A 22,611-nucleotide genomic window follows, 5' to 3' on the forward strand; every position below is an offset into this window, starting at 1 on the left:
CGCCGAGGCCGAGCCGGCGCCGCCGCTGCGGCCGTCGAGCGCGCTCGCCGCCGCCGATGCCCAGGAGCGCCCGCATGACGGGCCTTTCCTCGCCGGTGCCGCCGCCGCCGGCCGGCTCGCGCATCTGCTGTTGCAGCTTCTGCCCGAGGTGCCAGCGGAGCGGCGCGCCGGCACCGCCCGGGCTCTGGCCGAGGCGCGCGGCGGCTCTCTGCCGGAAGAGCGTCGCACTGGACTTGTCGAGGATGCGCTGGCGCTCATCGCCGCGCCGGAATTCGGCGGGCTGTTCGGCCCCGGCAGCCTGGCCGAGGTGCCGATCGCCGGGGAGATCACGCTCGCGGACGGCGCCGCCCGACCGGTGCAGGGCCGGATCGACCGGCTCGCCGTCGGTGCGGACGAGGTGGTGATCGCCGATTTCAAGACGGCCGCCCGCCCCCCGCGGGACGCCGCCGCGCTGCCCGCCTCGACGCTGGCGCAGCTCGCGGTCTATCGCCGGCTGGTCGGGGAGATCTATCCGGGCCGCCGCATCCGGGCGGTGGCGATCTACACGGCGGGCCTGAAGCCGCTCGAACCCGGCCCCGATCTGCTCGATGCCGCCCTGGCGTCTATGACGGATCAGCCCCGCTTCACCGGACGGTGAGCCAGCCTTGACCCTGTGCCCGCCCGTTCATAGCTTCGGCGATGAATGGCGGCGTTGTTGCCGCGCGCGAATCGAAAGGCGGAAAGCCATGGCGACGACCAAAGTGACCGATGCGAGCTTCGAGGCCGATGTCCTCAAATCCGCCGAGCCGGTGGTGGTCGATTTCTGGGCCGAATGGTGCGGCCCTTGCCGGATGATCGGCCCGGCGCTCGAGGAGATCGCCGGCGAGCTCAATGGCAAGGTCAAGATCGTCAAGATGAATGTCGACGAGAACCAGCAGATCCCGGCCCAGTTCGGCATCCGCTCGATCCCGACGCTGATGCTGTTCAAGGACGGCAAGCTGGCCTCGCAGAAGGTCGGCGCCGCCCCCAAGAGCGATCTCTCGCGCTGGATTTCGGCCTCCGTCTGATCCGCTTAGGCGCGATTGCTTCGGGCCCCGCCTCTTCTGGAGGCGGGGCCTTTTTCATGTCGGCCTCGGTCCGGACAGGCCGCGTCGGCGGCGCCGATCGCAATCCATCGCAGGGCGCTGAGCCTATTGATTCCGGCGTTCCGCTCCAGCCGGAATGACGCGAGAGGTTGAAGGGCAACCTTACTTCGAGCGATTGTCGAGCGCGAAGGCGCCGGCGCCGGCGAAGACCAGATAGAAGAAGACGAAGCAGTAGAGGATCGCGGCATCGCCGCCGTTCAGCAGCGGATAGGCGCTGCGCGGCGCATGGAACACCCAGTAGGCATAGGCCATCTCGCCCGAGAGGATGAAGGCGACGGGCCGCGTCCACAGGCCGATCAGGATCAGCAGGCCGCCGGCGGCCTCGAGGATCGCGCCGAACCAGAACAGCGTGAACAGCGCCGGCAATCCGCTCTGCGGCAGGGCCGGGAAGCCGAACAGCTTCTGCGTGCCGTGGAGGATGAAGATCAGCGCGGCCGCGATGCGCAGCAGTCCGAGCGCATGGGGCGCAAAGCGGTTGAGGGTGTTGAGAGCCTGCATGGGCAGCTGCCTTCCGTCCGGTGTCGAATTGGAAAATTTCGCTAAGTGATTGGGGTTGCAGGCGAAGAATGCCGTTCTTGCCGCGCTGGGCTTGTCTCTGCGCAAGAAGCGTCGATCAAGTCACGTTTTCGTTTGCGATGCCGCAAAATCGCCGGGCGGCAAATCCGCAACAGCCGGCCTTTCGTTCACCATTGTGGAAAAATCGCCGGAATCGGGCTTAACCACCCCTTAAAAGCGCCATGTTTGAATCCTGTCTGGACATCGTCGTGCTGCCGATCGCAGCACGGTGGCGGGGCCTGAACGGGGCGGGATGAACGACCGGTCGAGACGAGGCGGTGAGCGGCGCGAGCCGTCTTTCGAGCGTGCGCGCGACGACTACGAGCGCGACGACGGCTATCTGCGCCTGTCTGCGGAGGACCGCCCCTATCGCGGAGGAAGGAACCCGGTGGCACCGCGCCAGCAACCGCGCCGCCAGCAGAACGAGCGCGGCAAGGGCCGCAAGCAGCGCCGCAGGCGCGGCTCCTTTCTCGGCCGGATCTTCTACTGGGGCGTCGTCCTTGGGCTCTGGGCCGTGCTCGGCCTCGGCGGCGTCATCGCCTATCACGCGGCGCAATTGCCGCCGATCGACCAGCTCACCGTGCCGAAGCGGCCGCCGAACATCGCCATTCTCGCCGCCGACGGCACGCTGCTCGCCAATCGCGGCGAGACCGGCGGGCGCACCATCACCATCGGCGAGGTGCCGCCCTATCTGCCCAAGGCCTTCGTCGCGATCGAGGACCGGCGCTTCTACGAGCATTTCGGCATCGATCCGATCGGCCTGACCCGCGCCGTCGTCAACAACCTGACCAGGCGCGGCGGCGTCCAGGGCGGCTCGACCCTGACCCAGCAGCTCGCCAAGAACCTGTTCCTGACCCAGGAGCGCACCGCCGCGCGCAAGATCCAGGAGGCGATCCTCTCGCTCTGGCTGGAACGGACCTACACCAAGGACCAGATCCTCGAGCTCTACCTCAACCGGGTCTATTTCGGCTCGGGCGCCTATGGCGTCGAGGCGGCGGCTCAGCGCTATTTCAACAAATCGGCCCGCTCGGTCTCGGTCGCCGAGGCGGCGATGCTCGCCGGCCTGGTCCAGGCGCCCTCGCGGCTCGCGCCGAACCGCAATCCCGAGGCGGCGGAGAAGCGCGCCCAGCTGGTGATCTCGGCGATGGCCGAGCAGGGGCTGATCTCGCAGGCCACGGCCAAGACCGCGCTCGGGGCGCCGGCCGAGGTGCCGGAGCGCGTCGGCGCCGGCTCGGTCAACTACGCCGCCGACTATGTCATGGACGTGCTCGACGATTTCATCGGCGCGATCGAGGGCGACGTCACGGTCCTGACCACTGTCGACACCAGGCTGCAGTCCAGTGCCGAGACGATCCTGGTCGAGGCGCTCGCGGCGCAGGGAGGCAAGCTCAACGCCTCGCAGGGCGCGGTGGTCTCGCTGGCGCCGGACGGCGCGATCCGCGCGCTGATCGGCGGGCGCGACTACACCAAGAGCCAGTTCAACCGCGCCACGGCCGCGCATCGCCAGCCGGGCTCCTCCTTCAAGCCCTTCGTCTATCTCACCGCGATCGAGAAGGGCATGACGCCGGACACGATCCGCGACGATTCCCCGGTCTCGATCAAGGGCTGGGAGCCGGAGAATTTCTCCCGCAGCTTCCGCGGCCCGGTGACGCTGCAGACCGCCTTTGCCCATTCGCTGAACACCGTCGTGGCACGCCTGATCCAGGAGGTGACGCCGCGCGAGGTCGTGCGCACGGCCCAGCGCCTCGGCATCAACTCGTCCTTGCAGGCCAATCCGTCGCTGTCGCTCGGCACCTCGGAAGTGACGCCGCTGGAGATGAGCGCGGCCTATGCCAGCTTCGCCAATGGCGGCCAGTCGGTGCTGCCCTATGTGATCCGCGAGGTCAAATCGACGAGCGGCAAGGTCATCTACGCCCGCAAGGCGAACAATTTCGGCCCGGTGATCCAGCCGCAGACGCTCGCGATGATGAATTCGATGTTCCATGCGGTGATGACCGGCGGCACCGGCAGCAAGGTCAGCATTCCCGGCTGGGAGGTCGGCGGCAAGTCGGGCACGACGCAGGATTATCGCGACGCCTGGTTCGTCGGCTTCACCGGCCGCCTCGTCACCGCCGTCTGGGTCGGCAACGACGACAATTCGGCGATGAAGCGCGTCACCGGCTCCGGCCTGCCCGCCGAGATCTGGGGCAAGTACATGAAGGCCGCCCATGTCGGCCAGCAGCCGGTGCCGCTGCCGGGCGGGCTCTGGCAGTCGGCGCCGAAATCGATCTTCGACACGGGCGAGCCGGTCGCCGGCGTCGCGGCCTCGCCGCGGACCCAGCCCGCCGCCTCCGGCGATCGCGCCTGGACGCCGCCGCCGGCGCAGGAGAAGAACTTCTTCGAGCGCCTGTTCGGCGGGTAGCAGCCGTCATTGCGAGGAGCATAGCGACGACGCAATCCAGGAGCGGCAGCGCGCTACGTCCCCTGGATCGCTTCGTTACGCTCGCAGTGACGTTGTAGCTTCTACGTCCCGCGCGGCTTGGCCCGGGTCGTCGGGGGCGCGGCGGCCGGATCGTCCGGCCAGGGATGGCGCGGATAGCGTCCCTTCATCTCGGCTTTCACCGCGGCCCAGGAGCCGCGCCAGAAACCCGGCAGGTCGCGCGTCACCTGGATCGGCCGGTGCGCGGGCGACAGGAGCTCCAGCACCAGCGGCACGCGTCCGCCGGCGAGCGACGGGTGCTGCGCCAGCCCGAACAGTTCCTGCACCCGCACCGAGATCGTCGGCCCGGCCTCGGCGCCGTAGTCCACGGCGAGCTGGGAGCCGGTCGGTGCGGTGAAATGCGTCGGCGCCTCCGCGTCGAGCCGTCGCTTCAACTCCCAGGGTAGGAGGGTCGCCAGCGCCGCATCGAGGTCTCCCGGGGCGATCGCCGCCAGCGAGCTCCGTCCGACGATGTGCGGCGCGAGCCAGTCCCCGGCGGTTTCGGCGAGCCCGCGATCGGACAGGTCGGGCCAACCGCTCCCGTCTCCCTCCGCTGCCCGCAGGAAGCCGACGCGCTCGCGCAATTGCACCTGTCCCCTGCTCCAGGGCAGCAGATCGATGCCGAGCGCGGCGATCCCCCTCGCCAGCACTTCGGCATTCTCCGGCGAAGCCGCGACCGGCAAGGGCCGCTCGGCCAGCACCAGCGCCCCATAGGTCCGGGCGGCCCGCGCCCGCAGCGCGCGCGTCGGCCGGTCGAACACGGTCTCGCTGCGCTCCGTCAGCGCGATCCGGACCAGGCCGGAGGCGGCGAGCGCGGCGATCTCGGCTTCGCTGATCGCCGCGGCGCTGAGGATGCGGGCCTGCTGCGCGCTTCCCGTCATCTCGCCCACGACGAGATAGGGCTCGCGCGCCAGCCGCTGGCCCGGATCGAGCGCGGCGCCCCGGCCATTGGCGAGCAGATACTGGCCCGAGCCGGGCTGGCGTGCCTTGGCGACGCGGTCGGGGAAGGCGAGGGCCAGGAGGAAGCCGGGCGAGAGCGGCTGGTCCCCCCCCGCCGATACCCTGCTCGCGGCCTGCCTCGCCCAGCCTTCGGCCAGGCGACGCATATCGCCGGCGCGGCCGCCGCGTTCGCGCCCGAAGCGTTCCAACCGCTCGGCGAGATCGATCGCCTCGCCGCCGAGCCCGCGCTCGACCAGCAGCCCGGCCAGGAGCGCGGCAGGCCCGGCCTGGCGATATGCGGCCGCGCCGACGACCATATGCGCCAGCCGCGGCGGCAACGGCAGCGCCTGCAGCGCCTTGCCGCCGGCTGTGATGCGCCCGTCGGGAGCGAGCGCGTCGAGGCTCTCCAGCAGCGCCCGCGCCTCCTTCAGCGCCGGCGCCGGCGGCGGATCGAGGAAGGCCAGCCGTGTCGGGTCGGACACGCCCCAGGCGGCGCAGTCGAGCAGGAGCGGGGCGAGATCGGCCGAGAGGATCTCCGGGCGGGCGAAAGCCTCGAGCGCGCCGTTGGCCGCCTCTTCCCAGAGCCGGTAGCAGATGCCGGGCTCGATGCGGCCGGCGCGGCCGCGGCGCTGGTCGCAGGCCGCCCGGCTGGCGCGCTGGGTGACGAGCCGGGTGACGCCGATATCGGGCTCGTAGAGCGGTACGCGGGCGAGGCCCGAATCGATGACGACGCGCACGCCCTCGATCGTCAGCGAGGTCTCGGCGATCGAGGTCGCGAGCACGACCTTGCGTCTGCCCCTGGGCGCCGGCAGCACGGCGCGGTCCTGCGCCGCCTGATCCAGCGCGCCGTAGAGCGGCGCGATCTCGATCGCCGGATCGCGGATCGTCTCGCGCAGGCGCTCCTCGACCCGCCTGATCTCGCCTTGGCCCGGCAGGAAGACGAGCAGCGAGCCGCTCTGCTCGTTCAGCGCCTGCAGCACCGCCTGCGTGACCTGATCCTCGATCCGCTTCTGCGGATCGCGGCCGAGATAGCGCGTTTCGACCGGATGGGCCCGGCCCTCGCTCTCGATCACCGGGGCGTCGCCGAGCAGCCTCGCGACGCGCGCGCCGTCGAGCGTCGCCGACATCACCAGGATGCGTAAGGTCTCGCGCAGCCCGGCCTGGGCATCGAGCGCCAGCGCCAGGCCGAAATCGGCGTCGAGCGAGCGCTCGTGGAACTCGTCGAACAGCACGGCGGCGACGCCGTCGAGCGCGGGATCGTCGAGGATCATCCGTGCGAAGACGCCCTCGGTGACGACCTCGACCCGCGTCTTCGGCCCGATCTTCGAGCCGAGTCGGACGCGCAGGCCGACCGTTTCGCCGACGCGCTCGCCCAGCGTCTGCGCCATGCGGCCGGCGGCGCCGCGTGCCGCCAGCCGCCGCGGCTCCAGCACGATCAGCTTGCCGCCTTTCGCCCAGGGCTCGTCGAGCAGGGCGAGCGGCACGCGCGTCGTCTTGCCGGCGCCGGGCGGGGCGACGAGCACGGCGTTCGGCCGCTCGCGCAGCGCCGCGGCGAGCGGAGCGAGAACGGCGTCGATCGGGAGGGGCGTGTCGAAAGCGCGCATGCCGGCGCGATGTGGCGCAGGCGGCGGCGCGGCGCAAGCCGGCTCAGGCCGATCTCTCACCAGCCCTGCGCGGAAAAGGCCCCGTCATTCCGGGGCTCCCGCCTGCCCCGCAATGACGGGAGTGGCTCCGAGGCGCCGTCTCAGGCCGCCTGCCGCAACCCGACCTCGAAGGGCATCATCTGGACCGTGCCGGCCCTGACCGACACCAGGCTGTTGCAGGGCAGGGCCTGCCAGCAGTCGCGGGCGGCGTCGACCGGCTCGGAGGCGATGACGACGGCGTCGCCGCGATCGCAGAGATAGAGCGTCGGCGGCCTGGCGTCGGAGGACCAGCGCACCGCATGGATCGTCTCGCCGTCGGCGAGCGCCGCGGCGCAGCGCAGGGGCTCGCGCACGCCGGCCTCGTGCATCAGCGCAAGCGCGTCGCCGAGCGCGCCGGCCAGGGCCTCCCCGGGCGTGGCGCCCTCGGCGATGCGCGCCAGCGCCAGCAGGAACAGCGCCTCGGAATCGGTGGTGCCGACGCGGGCTTCGTAGAGCGCGTCGGGGATCAGGCTCTCGAGCCTGCGCTTGATCAACGCATAGCCGCCGACCTGGCCGTTATGCATGAACAGGTGCCGGCCATGGACGAAGGGGTGGCAGTTCGCCCGCGTCGAGGCCGTGCCGGTGGCCGCTCGCACATGGGCGAAGAACAGGTGCGAGCGCACCAGGCGCGCGATCGAGAGCAGGTTCTCGTCAGACCAGGCCGGTCTGATCTCGCGGTACTGGCCGGGCTCGGCCCGCTCGCCATACCAGCCGACGCCGAAGCCGTCGCCATTGGTGCCGGTCTTGGCCTCCTCGGCATGCAGCGACTGGTGGATCAGCGAATGGCAGGGCGAGGCGATGAAGTCCTCGAGGAAGACGGGCGCGCCGGCATAGGCGAGGAAACGGCACATGATGGTCCCGAATCAGCCGCGGACGAGACGCCGCAAGGGAAAAATAGTCCACGAGGGTGAACGCCGGCATAATAATACATCTCTCCCAGGGGGCATCCGCACGAGCGGCGAGGCCGCGCCGCTCCGGCTCCAGCCCGAAAGATTGTCGGGACCGGGATCCTCGGTCTCGGGAACCCTCGTGACCATGGGCGCCTGGAGCGGCCGCGCGATTGCGGGCTGCACGCCCTTGCTATAACCGTCGCGACGAGGGTGGCGACGACGTCCCGCGGCAAGCGGGCAGGGAAGGGGCCGATTTTTCATGCTGACGAAGCTCGCCGGCGCGGCGCTCCTGTTCCTTCTCCTCCCCGAGGCCGCCTTCGCTGCCGGCGATATCGGCGGCGCGAGCATGGGCGTCGCCTGGGCCCTGCCCTTCGCCGGCATGCTGCTCTCGATCGCCCTCGGGCCGGTGCTGTTTCCGCATTTCTGGGAGCTGAACTACGGCAAGTTCGCGGCCTTCTGGGCCGTGCTTGTGGTGGTGCCGCTGCTTGTCTTCCGCGGCGTCGATCCGGCGCTCGGCGCGCTGCTGCACACGGCACTGCTCGAATACATCCCCTTCATCATCCTGCTCTTCGCGCTCTTCACCATCGCCGGCGGCATCCTCATCACCGGCAACCTGCACGGCACCCCGGCCACGAACACGGCGCTGCTCGCGATCGGAACGCTGATGGCGAGCTTCGTCGGCACCACCGGCGCCTCGATCATCATGATCCGCCCGGTGCTGCGCGCCAACGACAACCGGCGCTTCAACGTCCACGTCGTCGTCTTCTTCATCTTCCTGGTCTCGAATATCGGCGGCTCGCTGACGCCGCTCGGCGACCCGCCGCTCTTCCTCGGCTTCCTGCGCGGCGTCTCGTTCTTCTGGACGACGACGCATCTGCTGCCGGAGACGCTGTTCGCCGTCGCCGTCCTGCTGGCGCTGTTCTACGGGCTCGACACCTATTACTTCCGCAAGGAGGAGACCTATCCGCCGCTGCGCGACCCGACGCCGGATCGCGCCATCAAGCTGTTCGGCAAGGTCAACATCCTCCTGCTCGGCGGCGTCATCCTCGCCATCCTGATGTCGGCGAACTGGAAGCCGGGCGTTGTCTTCGACATCTATGGGGTTCATGTCGAGCTGCAGAACCTCGTGCGCGACATCGTCCTGCTCGGACTCGCCGGGCTCTCGCTCGTCCTGACGCCGAAGCCGGTGCGCGCCGGCAACGAGTTTTCCTGGGGGCCGATCAAGGAGGTTGCCAAGCTCTTCGCCGGCATCTTCGCCTGCATCATCCCGGTCCTGGCCATGCTTCAGGCCGGGCGCGACGGCGCCTTCGCCCCGCTGGTGGCGCTGGTCAGCCATGCCGACGGCAGCGCCAACAACCTCGCCTATTTCTGGCTGACCGGCGGCCTCTCCTCCTTCCTCGACAACGCCCCGACCTATCTCGTCTTCTTCGAGCTCGCCGGCGGCAATCCGCAGATGCTGATGACGGCCGGCGCCCTGACGCTGACCGCGATCTCGGCGGGCGCCGTCTTCATGGGCGCCAATACCTATATCGGCAACGCCCCCAACTTCATGGTCTACGCCATCGCCAAGGACCGGAAGGTCGCGATGCCGAGCTTCTTCGGCTACATGCTCTGGTCGGGCGCGATCCTGATCCCGCTCTTCCTGCTGCAGACGCTGATCTTCTTCCGCTGAGGCATCGGGCTGTCATTCCGGGGCTTCGCGCAGCGAAGAGCCCGGAACCCATATCCGCCGTCCCTGCCGAACAGGCGCACGACCATCGCCTTCCCGGCCATCGTCGTGGCCATGGTTCCGGGCTCGGCCTGCGGCCGCCCCGGACTGACGGTGCGGTTCCGTCCTGGGCCGACATGGTCTAAACCGCGGCGATCGATCAGAGACCCTCGTCATGACCTTGCGTCCCGATACCTTGGCGATGACCGCCGTCCTCGCCATGCTGACGGCGCTCGGCCCGCTCTCGACCGACTTCTATCTGCCCTCCCTGCCCGAGATCGTGCGGGTGATGGCGACCGACGTCTCGGGTGCACAGGCGACGCTGTCGGCCTTCCTGTTCGGCTTCGCCGCCGGCCAGATCGTCTGGGGCCCGCTCTCCGACCGGCTCGGCCGCAGCCCGGTGCTGATCGCCGGGCTGTGTCTGTTCAGCGTCACCACGCTCGCCTGCGCCTTCGCGCCGTCGATCGAGGCGCTGATCGGCGCCCGGTTCGCCCAGGCGGTCGGCGCCTCCGGGCCGATCGTGCTCGGCCGCGCCATGGTGCGCGACCTCTATGAAGGTCCGCGGGCCGGCCGCGAGCTCGCGCGCATGGGCACGATCATGGGGCTCGTGCCAGCGGTCGCACCGGTGCTCGGCGGCGTGCTCCAGACCGCTTTCGGCTGGCGCTCGACCTTCCTGGCCTCGCTGGTCTTCGCGCTCGCCATCCTCGCCGTCGTCATGACGATGCTGCCGGAGACCCTGCGGCAGCGCTCGCCCGAGCGCTTCTCGCTGCTCGCCATCGTCCGCGGTTTCCGCCTGCTGCTGCAGAACCGGGCCTACCGGATCTATGTCGCCCTGACCGCTCTGGCCTATGCCGGCCTGTTCGCCTTCATCTCCGGCTCGTCCTTCGTGCTGATGGGCGTCTACGGCCTGTCGGCGCCGGCCTATGGGCTCTCCTTCGGCTTCGGCGTGCTCGGCTACATCCTCGGCACGATCATCGCGCAGCGCCTGGTCGGCCGGCGCGGCCTCGACGGCGTCATCGCGCTCGGGGTGGCGTGCCTGGCCGGCGGCGGGCTCGCCATGCTGCTGGGCGTCGCCACCGGCCTCGGCGGGCCGCTCGGCGTCGTCGTGCCGATGGCGCTCTATGCCTGCGGCGTCGGCCTGACCATGCCCCAGGCCCAGGCCTCGGCGATGATGCCGTTCCCGGACCGCGCCGGGGCGGCCTCCTCGCTGACCGGGCTCTGCCAGATGCTGCTCTCGGCCTGCGTCGGCCTGCTCGTCGGCCATCTGCTGAAGGGCAGCGCATTGCCCCTGCCCATCGTCATGGCGCTGATCGGCGTGGCGACGCTCGTCCTCTTTCACGCCAGCGCCGGAATCCGGGCCGGGAAGGTCTGATCCGGCCGCTCAATTCCCCATCCGGTCGCGCCATTGCCGCTCGCCCTGCAGGCAGGAGACGCGGGGAGGCTGCGCCTGCGCCCTCTGGATCAGGGGCTCGGCTCCCGCCGGCATCTCGGCGATCTCCCGGACCAGCTTGGTCCGGGTCGCGTCGGCGAATTGCTTGCGCTCGCGGATCGGGATCACGAAGGCGCCGACGCCGGTGACGACGCAGTCCTCGTAATAGACGTCGAGATTGTCGATGTCGAAATAGCTCGCCTGCTTCAGCATCACCGGCAGGCCGTTGATGGCGACGCCCTTGTCGCGGGCGGCGTCGCGCGCCTGCGTCACCGGGCGACCGTCATTGTTGGCGCCGTCGCCCGAGATGTCGATGACCCGGCGCATCGCCGCGACATTGCTGCTCTCGAGCAGGGCGAGGCCGAGATCGATCGCGCCCGAGATCGAGGTGCGCCGGCCGCGCCGCGTCGGGGCTTCGCCGAGCTCCTCGGCGAAGGCGAGCGCCGTTTGTGGGCTCTCGATGATCGTCCAGGGCCTGACGATGTGCTGGAAGTCGCCGCCCGCCCATTCGAAATAGGTCACGGCGATCTTGCCGATCGCTCCCTTGGCGATCGCCTCGTGCAGCTCCTTCGACCGGAACGCCTCGATATAGCCGCTGCGCTGCAAAGCGAGCTCGTCGAGGTCCATCGAGTAGGAGACGTCGACCGCCAGCACCAGGGCGACGTCGACCTCCTCCTGCGGCGGGCTGGCCGGCTGCGCGTCGGGCGCCGAGGCCGGCCAGAGCCCGGCGGCGAGACAAAAGAGAGCGAACAGCCAGGGCCGCATCCTCACCTCCGTCGTCGGAGCCGGGTGCTTCGAGGGGAGGCTCCGCGCATCCTCCTGAAAGCTCGATCCGCCTCCCGTCGAGACTCAGGACAGGAGCGCCGCGGAAAGCCGGCCGCCACCCATCCCGCCCTGCCGCCGAAGCGTGACGCCGGAACGAGACGGATCTCGGGACGACGGCAGGCCTCGGACGATCGTCGGCGAAGTCTGCGCCCAGTTTCGATCCGCGCCAAGCATGAAAGCTGTGCAGGCTCAGCGCTGCCGTCGGCTTTCCACGATGGCGAGCGCCGCCTGGAAGGCCTCCTCGACGCCGAGCGCCGACGTGTCGAGCAGGACGGCGTCCTCCGCGGCCTTGAGCGGCGCGTCGCCGCGGCCCGAGTCCCTGGCGTCGCGCCGGCGGATATCGGCCAGGATGCCGTCGAAGCTCGCAGTCTCGCCGCGGCCCGCCAGCTCCTTGTGGCGGCGCGCGGCACGGACCTCCGGGGTCGCGGTGACGAAGAGCTTCACCGTCGCGTCCGGACAGATCACCGTGCCGATGTCGCGTCCGTCGAGCACGGCGCCGGCATCCGCCGCGGCGAAGCGGCGCTGCCGGTCGATCAGGGCCCGCCTGACGGCGGGGATCGCCGCCACCACCGAGGCCGCCTCGCCGATCGCGCGGCCGCGCAGCCGCGTCTCGTCGATGGCGGCATCGTCGAAGCCGGCGGCCGAGCTCGCGGCGGCCTGGGCATCGTCGAGTGGCTCGCCGGCGTCGAGCATGGTGCGGGCGACCATGCGGTAGAGCAGGCCGGTGTCGAGATAGGGCAGGCCGTAATGCGCGGCGAGCCGGCGCGCCAGCGTGCCCTTGCCGGAAGCCGCCGGCCCGTCGACGGCGATGACCAGCCGGTCGGCCATCTCGATCGGGGCGGCGGTCGGCTGCGGGGCTGGCACGGTTCGGGCCTCTCGTCACGGGCTGGAGCCGGATTCGATCAGGCCGGGTCGACCTGGTCGGGACGGGCTCGACGTCGAGGCAGACTTCTAAAGCACAGGACGCGCCGATGCGAAGCGGTTTTGCAGCGGGGGAGGCGGGCCCGCGCCATGGTCAAATCAGGATTTGACAGGGACGCCCGGCCCGACTAACGGACGCCCCTGCTTTTTTCGATCTCAGCACCAACTTGAAGGTCCGACGCCGTGGCGAAACCGGAACTTGGCACCAAGCGCGTTTGCCCGGTCACGGGACGCAAATTCTACGATCTGAACAAGGATCCGATCGTCTCGCCCTATACCGGCCAGTCCTATCCGCGCTCGCTGTTCGAGCCGCAGGCCAAGGCCGCGCCGGCGCCCAAGCCGAGCGACGAGGAGGACGAGGTCGACGTCGCCGACAGCGCGGTCGAGCTCGTCTCTCTCGACGACGCCGATGCGGAGGCGGCCGAGAAGGAGCCGGTGGTCACCAGCGACGACGACATCGAGATCGAGGATGACGGCGTCGCCAACGACGACGACACCTTCCTAGAAGAGGACGAGGAAGGCGACGACGACGTCTCCGACCTGATCGACGGCGACATCGAGGGCGACGAGGACGCCTGAGCCGCGTCGAGATCGCGCTCCCCAAAAAAGCGCGACGAGAACGTGACATCAGTGCTTGTGTCTTGGCGCAAGCTTGCCTATAGAGCGCTTCGCCGCTGCGGCGGCGGGTGCGGACGGGCTCAGGAGAGCCTTCACGTCCGCGACGATTTCCGGCCTTTCCCCAAGAAGGCCGGCCGAGTGGGGCCATAGCTCAGTTGGGAGAGCGCTTGAATGGCATTCAAGAGGTCGGCGGTTCGATTCCGCCTGGCTCCACCATCTCCTTCTAAGTCGTTGATCTCCCGAAAAATCGTTTGATTGCAGCGGCTTGGCGTGCTGTTTGGTCCACATTGCTGGTCCACAACGCACAGCGAACCCTGATGGCGCGCCGCTCCGAACACCTCCTCCTGCGTGGAAATATTTGGTGGCTCCGGGTCCGGGTGCCCGACGCGCTAAGGCCGATCATCGGCAAGGGGGAGATCAGACGCTCGCTTAAAACCTCCGACTCAGCCGAAGCCAAGCGCCTGGTTCGGATTGCAAGGATCAAGGTCGAGGCCGAGTTCGATGGTGCTCGCCATGCCCTCGCGCAGCGCCTTGCCGGGCAGGCCGGCAAGGCAAAACCGGTCGAACTCACTGAGGAACAGGTCTGGGCGCTGGCCACGCGCTGGTTTGTCGAGCAGGAGAAGCGCAACGCCAGCCGAGCCGTTGATCTCAACGACGGGGATTTGATCCAGGCGCGGACCGAGGACCTCGCTTTTATCGAGCAGTGGGACGAGGTCTCGACCAGCGTTAACGCGGAGGTCGACAAGCTCCTCACCGAGGCGGGGATCGCCGAGGCGGTCGAGGGTCAGTCGGCGCCGTGGCGTGCGAAGCTGAACCGCGCCATTCACGCTGGGATGATCGAAAATCAGCGGCGCCTACTCAATCGCACCACCGGCGGAAGGGGCGTTGTCCTCGACCAGACATTCCACGGCCTCTCGGCTGCGACGACGTTGCAACCGGTTGCAATCTCGACCGCCACGCTCTCCGACCTGATCAAGCGTTATGACCGCGATCCGAGCAAGCCGCGCCCCTCCCGCAAGACCGAGATGAAGCTCGATGCCCAGCGGCGGCTCTTCAAGGAGGTCATCGGCAAGAACACCCTGCTCACTGCCATCGACCGCGACAAGGCCCGCAAGCTCCTCGACATCTTGAAGGTGCTGCCAGCCAGCACGACGAAGAAGTTCAAGGGCAAGACGGCGCTGGAGGTCGCGCGTACTGCCGAGGAAAAACGGCTTGCGCCCATGTCGGTCACGACGGCCAACAGCTACATGAGCGCCTTCGTCTCACTGCTCGACTATGCGGTGGCCGAGGGCTTGATCGAGAAGAACCCCGCTACGGGCCTGCGCCTCGCCAGCGATGGCGTGAAGCGGAAGGACAAGCGGCTGCCCTTCACTGTCGCTGATCTCAACGCCATTTTCGCAGCGCCGCTCTACAGCGGCTGTGTCAACGACGGGGCGGGGTATAGTCGGCCTGGACCCAATCGGCCGCGCAGGGGCCGCTTCTGGGTCCCGTTGGTCGCGCTCTATTCAGGAATGCGCCTCAACGAAATCTGCCAGCTCACAGAGGACGATATTGCCATCGAGGACGGAACCGACATCATCCTGATCCGCGCCGACGAAGACGGCGTGAAGCGGGTGAAGACCGCAGCCGGTCACCGCTTCGTACCGATCCACCCCGAGTTGAAGCGGCTCGGCTTCCTCGACCATGTCGCCGTCGTGAGGGCGAAGCAGCCGCCCGGGGCCCGTCTCTTCCCCGAGCTGTCGACGGCCAGCACCGGCTACATCTCTGACAATTTCAGCAAGTGGTTCGCCAATTTCCTCGACAAGGTCGAGATCAAGGACGCCCGCAAGAACTTTCACTCGTTCCGCCATACCTTCCGCGACGGCCTGCGCGAGGCGGAAATCCCGCAGGACCGTGTCCGGGAGCTGGGCGGCTGGTCCAGCGGCAGCACCGAGGACGACTATGGCTCCGGCACGAGGCCGAGCACGCTGGCGCGAGAGATCGCCAAGGTGACCTATCCCGGCTTGAAGCTTGATCATCTCTAAGCAGGCGCACCGCCTTTCGTCGCCTCCAACAGTTGCTTTAAGCGCCGGATGGAGAAGCCTGCCGGGATCGTCAGAAGGCCGCCGCCCAGGCCATCCTTCGACGTGGGCAACCGTCTGGGAGAGCCTTCCCCGGTCCTGCGCCCTGTCGCACCTCGGGAACGCAGGCTCTGCTGTGTCTGTCTGATGGAGTAGTTTCGCGGCACCTGCATAACGTCGTCAGTCAGCGTTCCGGTGATCCTGGCTCGCACTCGCGTTCGGGCCGGCCCAAGCAGCACATTTTGCTCAAGCGCATCCTGCGGAGGGAGCTTACTGGCCAGGCGATGCATCGCTGAGCAGATCGGCGCTCGATTGCGCCAAGTCACGAATATCCGATCAAGCGTCCTGACGACCTCGACAATGTCATTGGATGCCGCTGAATAGGCCGAGACCCAGCCTTCGACGTAGTGCTGCACGTCGACCAGGTAGAGGGCCTGGCGTGAGATCGAGGCCACTTTGGCGTGATGAAGCTTGGCGCGGACCGCCTCGAAGAAGTGCTCTTTTCGCTCTCTGTCGATTGAGATGACAGGGGCACCGGAACTCTTCCTGATCCGATAGCCGAGAAAGGTAATGCCCCGACCCAACGGGGTCGGAGCCGTCTTGATGTGCAGCGCAAGCGGACCAACCGGATGCTCCGAGAGCAACGTAGTCAGGGTTTGATGCGTCCGTTCCACGGCTTCCCGTGAAATGCCCAGGACGAGGAAGTTGTCGCAGTGATTGAACACCACGGCCTCATGCCCATGCGCGCTCTCCAGAGCCTCCAGCACCGGCCGGTTCAAGCTGTAGGCGAAGAGCGGGGAGGTGGACGCTCCCTGCGGAAGGCCCCGCGTCGTCAAAGTCCCAGTAGAAGAAGATGAGCCTGTGAGGGCTCTTCCCTTCCTGTCGGTGATCAGTCCCTTGTCCTCCTTTCCCTTGAGGGTCACGATCTGCTGGATCGCCCAGTTTGGCAGGTTCCACTCCGCCCTGAGAGCTTCCATGTTCTGGATGCTCTGGAAGCAGTTCTTGATGTCGAACTCTGCTGCGTAGCGATATTCGCCAGATGTCACGATGCTCCGGATGCGATCCATGAGCGCGGAGGGGCCGGAGCCCGTAACGCCGGACTGGTTTACGTGGAAGCACGCCAACGGCTCGAAGCTCAGCTTAACCCAGCGCTGCCGCGCGCGGTCGAGCACCGAGTAGTCGAACGTATCGCGAAACCGCCCACCGCCCTTGGGCTGTTGGATGACCCGTACTCGCTGATCGTCGTTATCGAAATCATCGATGCGGCTGACAAGCGTATCCAAGCTCGGCAACCTGCCGCGCTCATACGGCGGCCAGCTCGCCAGCGCCTCATGGCAGGCCAGAACTTTCGCGGCATGCGAGAGGAACAGCTTCCTAGCGAGGCTCTTGGCGTCATAATGCCGCCCGGCTTCGACCGCTGCTCGGATGCGTTGCCGCATCTTGTTGACCTGGGCGCGGGCTTTCCCAACCGGTTCGGTCTCGCAGTTCGTCATGCCGTTCCTTCGCTCGACGTGAATAGGTGCCACTGCCGGCACCGCTAGTGCGCGAAGGATGGCACCGCTTTTGAGGTCCGCAAGTGGCCCCCGAAGCCGCAAAATGGGAGATCAAACGACCGCCTATATGCTCGGCTTGAGCGAAGTCCATTTTGCACCCGGGTGCACTGCCGCACGCTGATGGACGACACCCCGTGGACCATGGTCCGGTCTTCGGCATCGACCTTGTCATCACCGGAATTCGAGCGGCGCGAAGCCAGATCAGCGCTCTTTCGACATCTGCAACGGAGATCAACGCGTGGCGGGCGCATCGCCCGGATCATCGACCAAGACGCGGCAGAAGGACGACGCAGGTAACAGGATCAAGCAGAGATTATATCTGGTAGGTGCATTTCTATGTCGAATTTTTGTAGTCTGCGACAATCCGCCACGCGCAGATCGGCTGCCCAAACGGTCACGGCCCAGCGTTCGTAGCATTCGGCCGGCGCCGGGTGCGTGCAATGGGCTTCCCCCAACCATGTTTCGTCAGCGTCTCGAGCAGCGCTCTGAGCGTCTGCATCTGCGGATCGGTCAGCGCGCTGAGTTGGCGCATGATGGCGTTTTGGTCTGCGTAGCGCTGGCTTCTGGGGGCGCGGCTGAGATCGGCCAAGTTGTCCAGCAACTGCGAAGGCGGAACATTCAACGCGGCCGTAATCTTCAAGAGGGTAGCGAGCGACGGAGTTGCCTTTCCTCCCGCCTCATAGTTCGAGATGCTTTGCGCTGTAACGCCTACATGCCGACCGAGCTGCTTTTGGGTCAGGCCCCGGACCTGGCGCGCTTCTTTCAGCCGGTTACCGAGTTCGGCTGCGTGATCGGGGTTCATAACGTCACCGAGTTCCGCCTTTGATGATCGAGCGTCTGTAATCTGGGCGGATTTCTCTGAGGAAGTTCGCAGTGCTGACGCCAGCCTTACACTCACGGCAACGGATTGGGCTGATCTTCGACGAAACGGTGCGCCGATCCTGCATTCCTCAAGAGCTCCGGCGGCGAACCGCTGCGATCAGGTCTATCGCCAGAGGCAGGTCGCGTTCCGGCAGGTCATGGCAGAGAGACCTCAGCCGCCAGTCCAGCTCCTGGCGCTCCGGAGACTTCGCCGGCGATTGTAGCTCCTCGACAAGTACGGCAGCGCTGATCGATAGGGCGCGGCAAATGTCGATCAGGGTGTCGAGCGAAGGGAGGTTGATCCCGCGCTCGATGTTCGAAATGCCATCGACTGACCGGCCGACCTTCTCCGCCAGTTCTTCCTGAGAGAGCTTCGCTTGCCGGCGGGCATCCCTCAGGCGCGCCGCGAGTGTCAATTTCATGTCGCCCGCCATGGCGGGACACTGGGCGGCGCAATCGGGCTTGACCACGGATCAGATTGCGCTAAGCATCGGTAAATTCCGTATTATAGTACGGATAATTTATGCCGAGCCCGAGATGCGCGGCTTAGTGTCAGTGCGGGCTATCTGTTTGCACCCGGTTGCAAAGCTGCATTTGCGTTGGCCGTGCGCCGGGAGCCAACCACGACACGTGAGCCCCAGAGAGGAAAGAGGGCAAGAGTGCGCCTAACGCTCATCGCCATCCTATGCGCTCTCACGGGCGGCGCACATGCACAATGTCCGGAAGTGCTGAGAGACGACGACGTGCAGGCCATCGGCCGCAGTGTCGGACGGGCCGAAGCAAGCGGCCTTTATCAAAGCACCAAAACGGTCGCCGAAGTCACTTCGAGCTTCGTCGCGGGGATGGACGACTTGCTACGACATGCTGGCGAACGCACTGATATTGCGCGCAAGGAGCTTCGGCGGCTGCCGCCTGAAGCCTTAGCTGCTTGCTTTCCCCTGCTGCAGCCGATTTTGGCAAGGGCTCGCGAGGTCGAAGCGCGAGCCGAGAGCTCAGTAAGAGCAGAACGTGAGCGGCAGGAACTCCAGCGGCAGCAGCAGAACGCGGCTGAGGCCGGGCTAATGAACGAGGCATGGATCACGAAGGCAAAGGCTGTGATCAGGGATCGCCTCAAAGATCCCCGCAGCGGTGAGTTCAGGAGCCTGCGAGTGAGCAAAACGGCCGGCGTGCCAGTCGTCTGCGGCGAAATCAGCTCAAGGAACAGCTTCGGCGGCCGCAATGGGTTCCAGCGAGTTATCTCTGCGGGCCGGCCAGACCTGACCTTTTTGGAAGAGGAGGTCCGCGACATGGACAGCGTCTGGCGAACGTTCTGCTGACATTGCCGCGACCGCAGCTAGCGCTGCATGGCGGACCGAGGCAAGCGGAAGGAGCCAGCCAAGACTGCATGCAATCGCGCCAGCAGCCACGTCGAGCACGGTCATACGTGACCTTACCGGCCAAGCAAAGGCTTGGATGTTCCTTGGGGACTTGGGATGTGGTCTCGGCGGCTACTTCCAACGTCGTCAGTCAGACGATGGCATTCGCGATTAACCCTGTCGCCCCGTCGCCGCTCGCGAGGTTTGTGATGGCTTATGCAGAAATTCGTCGACGTCAACGGCGAGCTTGCTCGAAAGGACTTGCCTCGTTTGGAAGATTGCGGTCGTCCTCATCGTACCGCGCCCCTGCCGGTCATGCCCCTGGCTCTGCATGCTCGGTTAGGCTGTTCCAGCGGTGGATAAGAGCCCGACGGGTCGTCTTGGCACAGAGTTCCGCCTGGTGATCATGAATTCCGCTTATCGGGCCGTCGGCTTCTGGATGAGTATCCGCAGGACGTTACTGGCACCAGATAGTCTTGCCATGCTCCGGTTTCACGCACCACAGCTCCCAGTGCACAGTGCCGTTGCACTGTTGAGCAGAAGCGAAATCTCCGTCATGTTGTGACAGCTCACCGAGCGGCTTTCGCTGAACGGCTAGGGAGCGGTCGCAAGTCTGAACGCCAATGCTCTTTAACGACCTGCTCCTGAACGCGGGCATCGCTCCAGGTGATGTTCGCCTCCTTCGGCACCACACAAAACCTGGTCTGGGCGGGCAATCACTTCACGATCTGTGGAAAAGGGATCGAGACAAGTTTGATCTCTATCAGAGCACTCAAGAAGCTGGTCAGCCGCTGTTTCGTACGGGCAAAATCTGGGCATCGTTCGTATCTCCAGATCGGCGCAATTCTCTCTTCGTGGGTCTGTACGACGCGGAGTTCGTCGAAACGCGCATAGTCGATTGGAAGTGCCCCTATAGCAGCGATACGCCAGGAGGCGGAAAGCCCGTTGATGTGTTTAAGATCTCTCTCCGACCAGAACTATCCGAACACATAGAAAAGCTCCGCGTCGTGTGGGATCCGCGATCGATACGTACGTGGGCACGTTACGCGCACACAGCGCCATTCCCCGTGGTAGGAGCTGCTAAAAGTACCCGCGACACGGACGAAATCGAGTTGGTCGGTAAGATCGAGGATCTAGCTGAAAACCTTGCTCATCTCGAAGCAATCCGCGCCGATCCCCTTCATGCGGACCGACAAGCTTATCTGGGCTTTGTAGAACGGGGAACCTGCTTCCTTCCTTACCGTGTCGGCAGCCGCATCGCGTTCGCTCCATCGCGATTGCTCGGTTACAAACGGAATAACGTCAAGCGGCACGCCGCGAACGACGGCAAGGACGGCCGCGAAACAAACGCTGCCATTTCCGACCTTCTGCACCATGACCCGAGGCAAGAAGCTCATCTGGAGCGAAGCTATCGCGCGTTTTGCGCATCGCTTGGCTTCGTACCCCGTTCAGCGGGGAGCTTCGGGCGTCCGCGTAAGTATTGGCGCCTCTTAGAGCAAGCTTCACTGTTGCCCGCACAGCGTGCTGTTCCGCATATCCGGCACTTCGAAGTCGGTCGTCTTTATTCCAGGGACGACGTGGCTGACTGTATTGGCTTAACCCCAGCACAACGGAAGGGAGCCTGGTTAACAGGCTACACGCGTGCCTCTGGCGAATTCTATCTGTTTGCTAACGTAGGGATCAGCGGCCGAACCGGGCACGACTATCCTAACAGGTGGGACGGCAAGGATTTCATCTGGTTCAGCAAGTCTGAAACCGCGCTTGGCCAGCGTGAAATTAATGACCTCCTCGGTGGTGACTACCCCGTTCACATATTCTGGCGTGCCGCCGATCGCGCGCCTTTCAGCTATGCGGGCTTGGGAGCTCCCATAGAGGTCAGCGACACAAAGCCAGTGCAGGTGCGCTGGACGTTTATGACTGTCGTTCCAACACATATTGGAGCGCCCTTGCCTCCCAGCTGGCGCCGAGGACCTCCACCCGTCGCCGGAAGCCACACTGTGGAGCGACTGGAAGGGCCAACTAGCGTCTATTTGCTGGTTCTCGAAGGACCGGTGGCGGCGGCATTTCCGGCCCTGGAGCCGGGGCACCGAATAGTGAAAGTAGGACTTTCGAATGATGTTGCTCGCCGCATCGAGGACCTTTCATCCGGCCTGCCACCGGGTTGCGCGCTCCGTTGGCGGCTTGTTACTGAGCGCCTGTTTCCTACCGGTCGAGAGGCCTACGCGGTCGAGACAGCCGTGCTTGAGCAGCTTCGCTTTGGATGCAAGTGGATCGGCGGCGAGTTCGGTAAGGTTCCAGAAGCTGAATTGACGGCGCTGATCTCTAATGTGGAGCTACGAGCAAGCTCCGCAGGCATCTGACGCCTCCGGCCCCTGATGGTGAAGTGCCCACTTGCCGTTCCGGTAGACCTTGCCCCAGCGGGATGGTGACGGTCTGCCAAAGGCGGTTCCGTTGAAGTTGTGTTTGACTTTTGGACCGATCGTTTCTAAGGTTTAAAGAGTCTAACGGAACGAACTGCGCTATGTTGGTCGGATACGCGCGCACGAGCACGCTGGAGCAAGAAGCCGGGCTAGAGGCGCAGTTGCGCGATCTCCAACTGCAAGGCTGCGAGAGGATATTTCAGGAGCAGGCAAGCTCGGTCGGGCGTCGGTCAGAGCTGGAGCGCGCGCTTGAGTTCCTCCGCGAAGGCGACGTTTTGGTCGTGACCAAGCTCGACAGGCTCGCGCGTTCAGTCATTCACCTCGGCCAGATCATCCTGGCACTGGAAGCCAAAGGCGTCGGGTTGCGCATCCTTGCAATGGGCGTCGACACCAACACGCCGACCGGCCGCCTCATGGTCAATGTGTTGGCGTCCGTCGCGCAGTTTGAGCGGGAGATGATGTTGGAGCGCCAGCGCGAGGGGGTCGCGAAGGCAAAGGCTGAAGGGAAGTATAAGGGACGAAAGCCCACGGCTCAGGCCAAGGCGAAGGAAATCGCCAAGCTGCGAGCTGAAGGTCGGAGCATGGGCGAGATCGCGACCGCTCTTGCCATAGGCAAGGCGTCGGTTCATCGGGTGTTGCGGGAGGCGGCCCGATAAATTGAAACCGGTTTCAAAAAGCGATCAAAGAGCAATTGCGCGACTGTTCGCCTTGCGCCAATGGAGCCCGCCATATCTGTAGAGATAAAGGCCGAAAAGCCGACCGACCCCAAGCGCAGCGAATGGATGGGGCGCGTTCGCACGCAGGCAACGTCCGCCGAACAAAGGGTCGCATCGTGCTTGCGTTCCATGGGGCTGTCATATCGTCGGAACGTGCGCTCGTTGCCCGGCTCGCCGGACTTTGCGAACAAGAGCGGGGGGTGGGTTGTGTTCGTGAACGGATGCTTCTGGCATCATCACACGAACTGCCGCCGGGCTACTGTTCCGATGACGAACTCTTCCTTCTGGGCTGCCAAGTTCGCGTCCAACCGAGGTCGCGATGCCCGGGCGATCCGAAGCCTGCGAAAACGTAGCTTTCGGGTCGCTGTAATCTGGGAGTGCGAGACCCGTAATCCGGCAGCGCTACGGTTGTTGATCTCAAGAGCCCTCAGCTCGGTGGGGAGTTCGAAACCCTAAACCTTCGTTCAAGTTGCGTCAGCCGGCCCTTTCAACCTACA

19 protein-coding genes and 1 tRNA gene are annotated in these 22,611 nt (G+C 66.1%); 12 read left to right on the forward strand and 8 right to left on the reverse strand.

The features are described from left to right. Together CS1GBM4_RS02705 and trxA are read left to right on the forward strand one after the other, a co-directional pair. On the forward strand, positions 1–637 hold a 637-nt coding region (locus CS1GBM4_RS02705; protein ID WP_186417153.1), incomplete at its 5' end, for a PD-(D/E)XK nuclease family protein. A gap of 88 nt (positions 638–725) precedes the next feature. After that, on the forward strand, positions 726–1,046 hold the full coding sequence (trxA, locus tag CS1GBM4_RS02710; RefSeq protein ID WP_186417154.1) for a thioredoxin: 321 nt from the start codon (positions 726–728) through the stop codon (positions 1,044–1,046). Positions 1,047–1,226: 180 nt separating this feature from the next. Here trxA and CS1GBM4_RS02715 read toward each other — a convergent pair whose 3' ends face one another. Continuing rightward, positions 1,227–1,622, reverse strand: a complete 396-nt coding sequence (locus CS1GBM4_RS02715) for a DoxX family protein (RefSeq protein ID WP_186417155.1) — start codon at positions 1,620–1,622, stop codon at positions 1,227–1,229. Positions 1,623–1,932: 310 nt separating this feature from the next. On the opposite strand from CS1GBM4_RS02715, the gene CS1GBM4_RS02720 reads away from it, so the two are divergent. Next, complete coding sequence (locus tag CS1GBM4_RS02720) at positions 1,933–4,080, forward strand: penicillin-binding protein 1A (RefSeq protein WP_186417156.1); 2,148 nt, start codon at positions 1,933–1,935, stop codon at positions 4,078–4,080. A 101-nt stretch (positions 4,081–4,181) separates the two neighbouring features. On the opposite strand, the gene hrpB is transcribed toward CS1GBM4_RS02720, so the two are convergent. Together hrpB and CS1GBM4_RS02730 are read right to left on the reverse strand one after the other, a co-directional pair. Next, on the reverse strand, positions 4,182–6,680 hold the full coding sequence (gene hrpB, locus CS1GBM4_RS02725) for an ATP-dependent helicase HrpB (RefSeq protein ID WP_186417157.1): 2,499 nt from the start codon (positions 6,678–6,680) through the stop codon (positions 4,182–4,184). Between the two features lie 140 nt (positions 6,681–6,820). After that, entirely contained in the window at positions 6,821–7,609 is a 789-nt protein-coding gene (locus tag CS1GBM4_RS02730; protein ID WP_186417158.1) for a class II glutamine amidotransferase, read from the reverse strand. A gap of 298 nt (positions 7,610–7,907) precedes the next feature. On the opposite strand from CS1GBM4_RS02730, the gene CS1GBM4_RS02735 reads away from it, so the two are divergent. Both CS1GBM4_RS02735 and CS1GBM4_RS02740 read left to right on the forward strand, forming a co-directional pair. Beyond that, positions 7,908–9,320, forward strand: a complete 1,413-nt coding sequence (locus CS1GBM4_RS02735) for a sodium:proton antiporter (protein ID WP_186417159.1) — start codon at positions 7,908–7,910, stop codon at positions 9,318–9,320. Between the two features lie 211 nt (positions 9,321–9,531). Continuing rightward, positions 9,532–10,728: a multidrug effflux MFS transporter gene (locus CS1GBM4_RS02740; RefSeq protein ID WP_186417160.1), complete on the forward strand. Its 1,197-nt coding sequence runs from the start codon at positions 9,532–9,534 to the stop codon at positions 10,726–10,728. Positions 10,729–10,737: 9 nt separating this feature from the next. On the opposite strand, the gene CS1GBM4_RS02745 is transcribed toward CS1GBM4_RS02740, so the two are convergent. Together CS1GBM4_RS02745 and cmk are read right to left on the reverse strand one after the other, a co-directional pair. Beyond that, entirely contained in the window at positions 10,738–11,550 is an 813-nt protein-coding gene (locus CS1GBM4_RS02745) for a DUF1194 domain-containing protein (RefSeq protein WP_186417161.1), read from the reverse strand. Between the two features lie 249 nt (positions 11,551–11,799). Next, positions 11,800–12,426, reverse strand: coding sequence for a (d)CMP kinase (gene cmk, locus CS1GBM4_RS02750; RefSeq protein WP_186417265.1), 627 nt, complete (start codon positions 12,424–12,426; stop codon positions 11,800–11,802). A gap of 288 nt (positions 12,427–12,714) precedes the next feature. Here cmk and CS1GBM4_RS02755 point away from each other — a divergent pair, with 288 nt between their 5' ends. The 3 genes from CS1GBM4_RS02755 to CS1GBM4_RS02765 all read left to right on the forward strand — a co-directional run bounded on the left by CS1GBM4_RS02755 (position 12,715) and on the right by CS1GBM4_RS02765 (position 15,173). Further along, the gene (locus CS1GBM4_RS02755) at positions 12,715–13,110 is read left to right on the forward strand and encodes a TIGR02300 family protein (RefSeq protein WP_186417162.1); all 396 of its coding nucleotides are present in this window, start codon (positions 12,715–12,717) and stop codon (positions 13,108–13,110) included. A 179-nt stretch (positions 13,111–13,289) separates the two neighbouring features. Further along, positions 13,290–13,365 (forward strand) — tRNA-Ala (locus tag CS1GBM4_RS02760). 101 nt (positions 13,366–13,466) lie between these two features. Further along, positions 13,467–15,173: a DUF6538 domain-containing protein gene (locus CS1GBM4_RS02765; protein WP_186417163.1), complete on the forward strand. Its 1,707-nt coding sequence runs from the start codon at positions 13,467–13,469 to the stop codon at positions 15,171–15,173. Here the strand turns inward: CS1GBM4_RS02765 and CS1GBM4_RS02770 are convergent. From CS1GBM4_RS02770 to CS1GBM4_RS02780, 3 genes are all read right to left on the reverse strand, one after another. Further along, positions 15,170–16,702 (reverse strand): reverse transcriptase domain-containing protein, encoded by a 1,533-nt coding sequence (locus tag CS1GBM4_RS02770; protein ID WP_186417164.1) that lies wholly within the window; start codon positions 16,700–16,702, stop codon positions 15,170–15,172. The two genes, CS1GBM4_RS02765 and CS1GBM4_RS02770, sit on opposite strands and share 4 nt — an antisense overlap. Before the next feature lie 454 nt (positions 16,703–17,156). Further along, positions 17,157–17,564, reverse strand: coding sequence for a helix-turn-helix transcriptional regulator (locus CS1GBM4_RS02775; RefSeq protein WP_186417165.1), 408 nt, complete (start codon positions 17,562–17,564; stop codon positions 17,157–17,159). A gap of 148 nt (positions 17,565–17,712) precedes the next feature. After that, entirely contained in the window at positions 17,713–18,045 is a 333-nt protein-coding gene (locus CS1GBM4_RS02780) for a helix-turn-helix transcriptional regulator (protein WP_186417166.1), read from the reverse strand. Positions 18,046–18,366: 321 nt separating this feature from the next. Here CS1GBM4_RS02780 and CS1GBM4_RS02785 point away from each other — a divergent pair, with 321 nt between their 5' ends. From CS1GBM4_RS02785 to vsr, 4 genes are all read left to right on the forward strand, one after another. After that, positions 18,367–18,939, forward strand: a complete 573-nt coding sequence (locus tag CS1GBM4_RS02785) for a hypothetical protein (protein WP_186417167.1) — start codon at positions 18,367–18,369, stop codon at positions 18,937–18,939. A 662-nt stretch (positions 18,940–19,601) separates the two neighbouring features. Further along, positions 19,602–21,338 carry a DUF3427 domain-containing protein gene (locus CS1GBM4_RS02790; protein ID WP_186417168.1) on the forward strand — a complete coding sequence of 579 codons (1,737 nt, stop codon included), beginning with the start codon at positions 19,602–19,604 and terminating at the stop codon, positions 21,336–21,338. Between the two features lie 161 nt (positions 21,339–21,499). Next, on the forward strand, positions 21,500–22,054 hold the full coding sequence (locus CS1GBM4_RS02795) for a recombinase family protein (RefSeq protein WP_186417169.1): 555 nt from the start codon (positions 21,500–21,502) through the stop codon (positions 22,052–22,054). Positions 22,055–22,114: 60 nt separating this feature from the next. Continuing rightward, positions 22,115–22,570 carry a DNA mismatch endonuclease Vsr gene (vsr, locus tag CS1GBM4_RS02800; RefSeq protein WP_186417170.1) on the forward strand — a complete coding sequence of 152 codons (456 nt, stop codon included), beginning with the start codon at positions 22,115–22,117 and terminating at the stop codon, positions 22,568–22,570. Positions 22,571–22,611 lie beyond the last annotated feature (41 nt).

The sequence above is a fragment of the Allobosea sp. CS1GBMeth4 genome, from assembly GCF_900185715.1.
Classification (GTDB): domain Bacteria; phylum Pseudomonadota; class Alphaproteobacteria; order Rhizobiales; family Beijerinckiaceae; genus Allobosea.